A 9,137-nucleotide genomic window follows, 5' to 3' on the forward strand; every position below is an offset into this window, starting at 1 on the left:
AAGGTCATGGCTATCAAGGTTTTATTGGTTGAAGACGATCGCGCCCTGCGTGAAGCATTGGCTGACACGCTGTTGCTGGCGGGCCATGACTATCGGGCGGTCGGTTCTGCCGAAGAAGCCCTGGACGCGGTGGAGCAGGAGTCCTTCAGCCTGGTGGTCAGCGACGTCAACATGCCGGGCATGGACGGACACCAGTTGCTCGGCCTGTTGCGTGCGCGCCAGCCGCAACTGCCGGTGCTGCTGATGACCGCCCACGGCGCCGTGGAGCGTGCCGTCGACGCCATGCGCCAGGGCGCTGCGGATTACTTGGTCAAGCCCTTCGAACCCAAAGCCTTGATCGAACTGGTCGCCCGGCATGCCCTTGGCACCCTGGGCGCTGCCGAGGGTGAAGGTCCGATTGCCTTCGAACCGGCCAGCGCGCAATTGCTGGAACTGGCGGCCCGTGTTGCCCGCAGCGATTCCACCGTGCTGATCTCCGGCGAGTCCGGTACCGGCAAGGAAGTACTGGCGCGCTACATCCACCAGCAATCCCATCGTGCCAGCCAGCCGTTCATTGCGATCAACTGCGCGGCCATTCCCGACAACATGCTCGAAGCCACCTTGTTCGGCCATGAGAAGGGCTCGTTCACCGGCGCCATCGCGGCGCAGGCCGGCAAGTTCGAGCAGGCTGACGGCGGCACCATCCTGCTCGACGAAATCTCCGAAATGCCCCTGGGCCTGCAAGCCAAGTTGCTGCGGGTATTGCAGGAGCGCGAAGTGGAGCGGGTGGGCGCACGCAAGCCGATCCAGCTGGATATCCGTGTGGTCGCCACCACCAACCGCGACCTGGCGGGCGAAGTGGCGGCGGGGCGCTTCCGTGAGGACCTGTTCTACCGGCTCTCGGTGTTCCCGTTGGCCTGGCGCCCGTTGCGCGAGCGCCCGGCCGACATCATCCCGCTGGCCGAGCGCCTGCTGGGCAAGCACGTCAATAAAATGAAGCATGCCCAGGCGCGCCTGTCGGCCGAGGCCCAGGCCTGTCTGATCAGCTACCCGTGGCCCGGCAACGTGCGGGAACTGGACAACGCGATCCAGCGTGCGTTGATTTTGCAGCAGGGCGGCCTGATCCAGCCCCAGGATTTCTGCCTGGCCATGGGCGCGGGCGCAGCCCCGCAGCCGAGCCTGGCTGCCGCGCCACAGGTCGAAGCCGTGCCTGCCGAATCCGCCGGCGCCCTGGGCGACGACCTGCGTCGCCGGGAATTCCAGATGATCATCGACACCCTGCGCTCCGAGCGCGGGCGCCGCAAAGAAGCCGCCGAGCGCCTGGGCATCAGCCCGCGCACCCTGCGCTACAAGCTGGCGCAGATGCGTGACGCCGGGATGGACGTGGAAGCCTACCTCTACGCCACCTGAAAATTCTCAAAGGCGACAGGGCCAGTCGCCTTTTCTTACAGAATGCCACGGAGCTGGCACCCTTGTTGCTACCACCCCTGTAATCGCTGTGTAGTGTCAAAAAATTGCGGGTCGTCGGAGAGAAAGTTCATGAGCCAAGGTGTTGAGTTCAATCGGTTGATGTTGGATATGCGGTCCATGCAAATGGATGCCATGGCTCAACCGAAATCCGCCGCGCAAGCCGTACCGGAATTGGGCCAGAGCAGCTTTGCCGACATGCTCGGCCAGGCCATCAACAAAGTCAGCGACACCCAGCAGGCATCCAATCAGTTGGCGACCGCCTTCGAGATCGGCAAGAGCGGCGTGGACCTCACCGACGTGATGGTCGCCTCGCAAAAAGCCAGCGTTTCATTCCAGGCCTTGACCCAGGTGCGCAATAAACTGGTTCAAGCCTATCAAGACATCATGCAGATGCCGGTTTAAGGACGATTTGAGTCATGGCAGAAGCACTCGTGGATAACGCACCCGCCAAGGCAGACGGCAAGCCGCCGCTGTTTGGCCTGTCGTTCCTGGAAAACCTCTCCGAGATGACCATGTTACGTCAGGTGGGCCTGATGGTCGGCCTGGCTGCCAGCGTGGCGATTGGTTTTGCCGTGGTGCTGTGGTCCCAGCAACCGGATTACCGTCCGTTGTACGGCAGCCTGGCCGGCATGGATTCCAAGCAGATCATGGAAACCCTGGCGGCGGCAGACATCAGCTACACCGTCGAACCGAATTCCGGCGCCCTGTTGGTCAAGGCCGACGATGTGGCCCGTGCGCGGATGAAACTGGCGGCTGCCGGCGTAACCCCGTCCGACGCGAATATCGGCTTTGAAATCCTCGACAAGGACCAGGGCCTGGGGACCAGCCAGTTCATGGAAGCCACCCGCTACCGTCGCGGCCTGGAAGGCGAACTGGCGCGCACCATCTCTGCCCTGAACAACGTCAAGGGCGCCCGCGTGCACCTGGCGATTCCGAAAAGCTCGGTGTTTGTGCGCGATGAACGCAAGCCCAGCGCCTCGGTCCTGGTCGAACTCTTTGCCGGCCGCTCCCTCGAGCCTGGCCAGGTATTGGCGATCATCAACCTGGTGGCCACCAGCGTTCCTGAATTGAGCAAGTCACAGATCACCGTAGTCGACCAGAAGGGCAACCTGCTGTCGGACCTCGCGGAGAACTCTTCGCTGACCATGGCCGGCAAGCAGTTCGACTACAGCCGCCGTATGGAAAGCATGCTGACCCAGCGGGTGCACAACATCCTGCAACCGGTGTTGGGCAATGATCGCTACAAGGCTGAAGTGTCGGCCGACGTCGACTTCAGCGCCGTCGAATCGACCTCCGAGCAGTTCAACCCGGACCAGCCGGCCCTGCGCAGCGAGCAATCGACCACCGAGCAACGTACCGCCAGCAATGGCCCGCAAGGCGTGCCGGGTGCCCTGAGCAACCAGCCGCCCACCCCGGCCACTGCCCCGCAAACCACCGGTGGCGCTGCCGCTACCGCAGGCGCGGTGCAGCCTGGCCAGCCGCTGTTGGACGCCAACGGCCAGCAGATCATGGACCCGGCCACTGGCCAGCCCATGCTCGCGCCGTACCCGGCCGACAAGCGCAACCAGTCCACCAAGAACTTCGAGCTTGATCGTTCCATCAGCCACACCAAGCAGCAACAGGGTCGGATCAATCGCCTGTCGGTGTCGGTGGTGGTGGATGACCAGGTCAAGGTCAATGCCGCAGACGGCGCCATCACCCGCGCCCCATGGAGCGCCGATGAATTGGCGCGCTTCACTCGCCTGGTACAGGATGCGGTGGGCTTCGATGCCAGCCGTGGCGACAGCGTCAGCGTGATCAACATGCCGTTCTCCGCCGAGCGTGGCGAAGTCATCGCCGAGGCAGCGTTCTATACTCAGCCGTGGTTCTGGGACATCGTCAAGCAAGTGCTGGGGGTGTTGTTCATCCTGTTGCTGGTGTTCGGCGTACTGCGCCCGGTGCTCAACAACATCACCGGCCACGGCAAGAAGCAACTGGCCCTGGCCGGCGGCGACGTCGAACTGGGTGGCATGGGCGGCCTCGATGGCGAACTGGCCAACGACCGCGTGAGCCTCGGTGGCCCGCAAAGCATTCTGTTGCCGAGCCCGAGCGAGGGTTATGACGCTCAGTTGAACGCAATCAAGAGCCTGGTGGCCGAAGACCCGGGTCGTGTGGCCCAGGTCGTGAAAGAGTGGATTAACGCAGATGAGTGATAGCCGAGCTGCAGTAGCCAAACTCTCCCGGGTCGACAAAGCCGCCGTGCTGTTGCTGTCCCTCGGAGAAACCGACGCCGCCCAAGTGCTGCGCCACATGGGGCCCAAAGAGGTTCAGCGTGTCGGCGTGGCCATGGCGCAAATGCGCAATGTGCACCGCGAGCAAGTCGAGCAGGTGATGAGCGAGTTCGTCGAGATCGTCGGCGACCAGACCAGCCTGGGCGTCGGCTCCGACAGCTACATTCGCAAGATGCTCACCTCGGCCCTGGGCGAAGACAAGGCCAACGGCCTGATCGACCGCATCCTGCTGGGTGGCAACACCAGCGGCCTCGACAGCCTGAAGTGGATGGAACCGCGGGCCGTGGCCGATGTGATCCGCTACGAACACCCGCAAATCCAGGCGATCGTGGTGGCGTATCTCGACCCCGACCAGGCCGGTGAAGTGCTCGGCCACTTCGACCATAAGGTGCGCCTGGATATCATCCTGCGCGTCTCGTCGTTGAACACCGTGCAGCCAGCGGCGCTGAAAGAACTGAACACGATTCTCGAGAAGCAGTTCTCGGGCAATTCCAACGCTTCGCGCACCACCCTGGGCGGCATCAAGCGTGCGGCCGACATCATGAACTTCCTCGACAGCTCGGTGGAAGGCCAGTTGATGGACTCGATCCGCGAGATCGACGACAGCCTGTCGGTGCAGATCGAAGACCTCATGTTCGTGTTCAACAACCTCTCTGACGTCGACGACCGTGGCATCCAGGCGTTGCTGCGGGAAGTGTCCTCCGACGTGCTGGTGCTGGCGCTCAAGGGCTCCGACGAAGGCGTCAAGGAAAAGATCTTCAAGAACATGTCCAAGCGGGCTTCCGAACTGTTGCGCGACGACCTCGAGGCCAAGGGCCCGGTGCGCGTCAGCGACGTGGAAACTGCACAGAAGGAAATCCTCACCATTGCCCGCCGTATGGCCGAAGCCGGAGAAATCGTTCTCGGTGGGAAGGGCGGCGAAGAAATGATTTAAGGCGCCGCGCATGTCGAACAAAGATGAGACGCCCAGCGATCTGATTCGCGCACGGGACGTCGGAGGGTTCGACGTCTGGTCGCTGCCCAGTTTCGACCCACATCGCCCGGAGCCTGAGCCGGAGCCGGTAGAAGAACCCCCGGCCGAGATGGAAGAAGTGCCGCTGGAGGAAGTCCAGCCACTGACCCTGGAAGAGCTCGAAAGCATTCGCCAGGAAGCCTACAACGAAGGTTTCTCCACCGGCGAGAAGGACGGTTTTCGCAGCACCACCCTCAAGGTTCGCCAGGAAGCCGAGGCCGCGCTGAGCGTCAAGCTGGCCAGCCTGGAAACCCTGATGGGCAGCCTGTTCGAGCCCATCGCCGAGCAGGACTCGCAGATTGAAAAAGCCATGGTCGGGCTGGTGGAGCACATCACCCGCCAGGTGATTCAGCGCGAATTGGCCCTGGACTCCACGCAAATCGAAAGCGTGATGCGCGAAGCCCTCAAGCTGCTGCCCCTGGGCGTCGGCAACGTGCGGCTGTACATCAACCCGCAGGATTTCGAACAGGTCAAAGCCCTGCGCGAGCGCCATGAAGAAACCTGGCGCATCGTCGAAGACGCCGCGCTGCTGCCCGGTGGTTGCCGGGTCGAGACCGAGCACAGCCGCATCGATGCCACGGTGGAGACGCGCATCACGCAGATCATGGCCAAGCTGTTCGATCAGTTGCACGAGCAGGCGCTGCACCCGGCAGAGCCGGACTTGAGCGTCGAGCTGGACACCCCCGATGCGCCTTGACCGCACCAGCTTCGCCAAGCGCCTGGGTGGCTATGCCGAAGTCACCGAGTTGCCCGGCCAGCCGATCCTGGAGGGCCGCCTGCTGCGCATGGTCGGCCTGACCCTGGAAGCCGAAGGCCTGCGCGCCGCCATGGGCAGCCGCTGCATGGTGATCAACGACGACAGCTACCACCCGGTGCAGGTCGAAGCCGAAGTGATGGGGTTCTCCGGCAGCAAAGTATTCCTGATGCCCGTCGGCAGCGTTGCCGGCATTGCCCCCGGCGCTCGCGTGGTGCCGCTGGCCGACACCGGCCGCCTGCCGATGGGCATGAGCATGCTCGGCCGCGTGCTGGATGGCGCCGGGCGCGCCCTCGACGGCAAGGGCGGGATGAAGGCCGAAGACTGGGTGCCGATGGACGGCCCGACCATCAACCCGCTCAAGCGCAACCCCATCAGCGTGCCGCTGGACGTGGGCATTCGCAGCATCAACGGTTTATTGACGGTGGGCCGCGGCCAGCGCCTGGGCCTGTTTGCCGGTACCGGCGTCGGTAAATCGGTGCTGCTGGGGATGATGACGCGCTTTACCGAGGCCGACATCATCGTGGTCGGGCTGATCGGCGAGCGGGGCCGCGAGGTGAAGGAATTCATCGAGCACAGCCTCGGCGAAGAAGGCCTCAAGCGTTCGGTCGTGGTGGCCTCGCCGGCGGATGACGCGCCGCTGATGCGCCTGCGCGCCGCGATGTACTGCACACGCATCGCCGAATATTTTCGCGACAAGGGCAAGAACGTCCTGTTGCTGATGGACTCCCTGACCCGCTTCGCCCAGGCCCAGCGGGAAATCGCCCTGGCCATCGGCGAGCCGCCGGCCACCAAGGGCTATCCGCCGTCAGTGTTCGCCAAGCTGCCCAAGCTGGTGGAGCGTGCCGGTAACGCCGAAGCCGGTGGTGGTTCGATCACTGCGTTCTACACCGTACTCTCCGAGGGCGATGACCAGCAGGACCCGATTGCCGACTCGGCGCGGGGCGTGCTCGACGGGCACATCGTGCTGTCCCGGCGCCTGGCCGAAGAAGGGCACTACCCGGCCATCGACATCGAAGCCTCCATTAGCCGGGTGATGCCGTCGGTGGTCACCCCGGAGCACATGATGCGCGCGCAGCAGTTCAAGCAACTGTGGTCGCGTTATCAACAGAGCCGCGACCTGATCAGCGTCGGCGCCTACGTGGCCGGCGGCGATCGCGAGACCGACCTGGCGATTGCCCTGCAACCGCAACTGGTGACGTACCTGCGCCAGGGCCTCAACGACAAGATCAGCATGGGTGAAAGCGAGGCACACCTGGGCACCATCTTCGCGCCGGCGCCGGGCGGATAAACCATGGCCAACACTCGCGCCGCGCGCCTTGCCCCGGTAGTGGACATGGCCGAAAAAGCTGAAAAGACCGCCGTCCAGCGCCTGGGGTACTTCCAGGGCCAGGTTCGCCTGGCGGAAAGCAAGCTGGGGGATCTGGAGCGCTTTCGCGGCGAGTATCAGCAGCAGTGGATCGAGCGTGGCAGCAAGGGCGTCTCCGGGCAGTGGCTGATGGGCTACCAGGGCTTTCTCAACCAGTTGGAAACCGCCGTCGGCCAGCAGCGCCAGAGCCTGGCCTGGCACCAGGCCAACGTCGACAAGGCCCGCGACAGCTGGCAACAGGCCTATGCCCGGGTCGAAGGCCTGCGCAAACTGGTGCAGCGCTACATCGACGAAGCCCGTGCACTGGAAGACAAGCGCGAGCAGAAATTGCTGGATGAATTGTCCCAGCGTCTTCCCCGCCAAAACCCCTATTAACCACGCCCTCGCTCCTACATGGATTTGCCCACTTCCCTATCACCTGCTACACCTTGTTGCACATTGCCAATGACAAGGAAGCAGTCGTATGTCAGTCGAATCAGAAGTGTCCCTGGACGGGACGAAGTTGACGATCACCGTCAGGGGGCGATTCGATTTCGGTAGCCACCAGGCCTTTCGTGATGCCTACGAGCGGTTCTACAAGGTGCCCGAGATCTACGTGGTGGACTTGAAGGAAACCACCTACATGGACAGCTCGGCCCTGGGCATGCTCCTGCTGTTGCGTGACCATGCCGGAGGCGACAATGCCGAAGTGCAGGTGGTCAACGCCAACTCCGATGTGCGCAAGATCCTGGCCATTTCCAACTTCGACAAACTGTTCGACCTCACTTGAGCGTCCTGGCCCCGGTCCTCGAGGCGCTGACGGTGTTGATCGCCGAAGACAGCGCCGCCGACCTGTTGTTGCTGTCGACCATCGTGCGCCGCCAGGGCCACCAGGTGCTGACCGCCAGTAACGGCCAGGAAGCGGTCGATGTGTTTACCCTTGAACGGCCGCAGTTGGTGTTGATGGACGCCCTGATGCCGGTGATGGACGGCTTCGAGGCGGCCCGCCAGATCAAGCAGCGGGCGGGGGAGGCGCTGGTGCCGATCATCTTCCTCACCTCCCTGCGCGAAAGCGAAGCCCTGGCCCAGTGCCTGGATGCCGGGGGTGACGACTTCCTGGCCAAACCCTATAACCAGGTGATCCTGGCGGCAAAGATCAATGCCATGGATCGCCTGCGTCGCTTGCAGGCCACGGTGTTGCAGCAACGCGACCTGATCGCCCGGCACCACGACTACCTGCTGCAGGAGCAGCGAGTGGCCAAGGCGGTGTTCGACAAGGTGGCCCACTCGGGCTGCATCAACGCCGCGCCGAATATTCGTTATGTGCAGTCGCCCTACGCGCTGTTCAACGGCGATTTGCTGCTGGCCGCGTACACGCCGTCGGGCGATATGCATGTGCTGCTGGGGGACTTTACCGGCCACGGTTTACCGGCGGCGGTCGGCGCCATGCCCCTGGCGGAAGTGTTCTACGGCATGACTGCCAAGGGCTACGGATTGGCGCAAACCCTGCGGGAGATGAACGCCAAGCTCAAGCGCATCCTGCCGGTGGACATGTTCTGTTGTGCCACCTTGCTGTGCCTCAGCGCCCAGCGACGGGTGGTGGAAGTGTGGAATGGCGGCATGCCCGACGGCTACGTGCATGACGTCACCACCGGCAAGCGCACGCCGCTGGTGTCGCGGCATTTGCCATTGGGCGTGCTGGCGGCCGAGGCGTTTGATGACTGCACTGAAGTCTGGCCGATGGCGCTGGGTGACCGAGTGTTTTTGCTGTCGGATGGTGTGCTGGATACTGCCGATGCCCATGAACAGTTGTTTGGCGCCGAGCGGTTGCAGCAGGTGTTTGCGGCCAATCGCGAGCCGGACCGGTTGTTCGAGGAGATCGAACAGGCCCTGGCGGGTTTTCGCGGTGAGGTGCGCGATGACATCAGCATGGTGGAGATCAGCCTGCAGGCGGATGAGCCGTTGCGTTCGTCGTCGGTGGTGTATTCCGACAGTGGGCAGTCGTCGCCGCTGGATTGGTCGGTAAGTTTTGAGTTTCGTGCCGAGACGCTCAAGTCCTACAACCCTTTGCCGTATTTGTTGCAGTTGCTGTTGGAGATTCATGGGCTGCGGGAGCAGAGCGGGGCGTTGTACAGCGTGATGGCAGAGTTGTATTCCAATGCGCTTGAACATGGTGTGCTGGGGCTGGATTCGCGGCTCAAGCGGGATGCACAGGGGTTTGCTGCGTATTACCGCGAGCGTAATGAGCGGCTGGCGCGGTTGGATAGCGGGTATGTGCGGGTGCACCTGGATGTGGTGCCGACC

At 63.3% G+C, this 9,137-nt stretch carries 9 protein-coding genes; all 9 read left to right on the plus strand.

Features of this window, described 5'->3' with window-relative positions:
• Nucleotides 1-6 precede the first annotated feature (6 nt).
• A complete protein-coding gene (locus HX873_RS11820) occupies nt 7-1,389 on the plus strand; it encodes a sigma-54 dependent transcriptional regulator (protein ID WP_087694335.1) in 1,383 nt (460 codons plus the stop codon).
• A 129-nt stretch (nt 1,390-1,518) separates the two neighbouring features.
• Complete coding sequence (gene fliE, locus HX873_RS11825) at nt 1,519-1,851, plus strand: flagellar hook-basal body complex protein FliE (protein ID WP_003214581.1); 333 nt, start codon at nt 1,519-1,521, stop codon at nt 1,849-1,851.
• 14 nt (nt 1,852-1,865) lie between these two features.
• A complete protein-coding gene (fliF, locus tag HX873_RS11830) occupies nt 1,866-3,641 on the plus strand; it encodes a flagellar basal-body MS-ring/collar protein FliF (protein ID WP_008434839.1) in 1,776 nt (591 codons plus the stop codon).
• Nucleotides 3,634-4,653, plus strand: a complete 1,020-nt coding sequence (fliG, locus tag HX873_RS11835; RefSeq protein ID WP_003214577.1) for a flagellar motor switch protein FliG — start codon at nt 3,634-3,636, stop codon at nt 4,651-4,653. Before fliF ends, fliG begins: the two co-directional genes overlap by 8 nt.
• Nucleotides 4,654-4,663: 10 nt before the next feature.
• Nucleotides 4,664-5,428, plus strand: coding sequence for a flagellar assembly protein FliH (gene fliH / locus HX873_RS11840; protein ID WP_008434837.1), 765 nt, complete (start codon nt 4,664-4,666; stop codon nt 5,426-5,428).
• Nucleotides 5,418-6,776 carry a flagellar protein export ATPase FliI gene (gene fliI / locus HX873_RS11845; RefSeq protein ID WP_087694334.1) on the plus strand — a complete coding sequence of 453 codons (1,359 nt, stop codon included), beginning with the start codon at nt 5,418-5,420 and terminating at the stop codon, nt 6,774-6,776. The genes fliH and fliI overlap by 11 nt, the downstream gene beginning before the upstream one ends.
• Nucleotides 6,777-6,779: 3 nt before the next feature.
• The gene (fliJ, locus tag HX873_RS11850; RefSeq protein WP_008434833.1) at nt 6,780-7,229 is read left to right on the plus strand and encodes a flagellar export protein FliJ; all 450 of its coding nucleotides are present in this window, start codon (nt 6,780-6,782) and stop codon (nt 7,227-7,229) included.
• Between the two features lie 88 nt (nt 7,230-7,317).
• Nucleotides 7,318-7,623, plus strand: a complete 306-nt coding sequence (locus HX873_RS11855) for an STAS domain-containing protein (RefSeq protein ID WP_003214569.1) — start codon at nt 7,318-7,320, stop codon at nt 7,621-7,623.
• On the plus strand, nt 7,620-9,137 hold a 1,518-nt coding region (locus HX873_RS11860), incomplete at its 3' end, for a PP2C family protein-serine/threonine phosphatase (protein ID WP_177122705.1). The genes HX873_RS11855 and HX873_RS11860, both read left to right, overlap by 4 nt.

The sequence above is a fragment of the Pseudomonas sp. P7758 genome (genome assembly GCF_013386485.1).
GTDB lineage: Bacteria > Pseudomonadota > Gammaproteobacteria > Pseudomonadales > Pseudomonadaceae > Aquipseudomonas.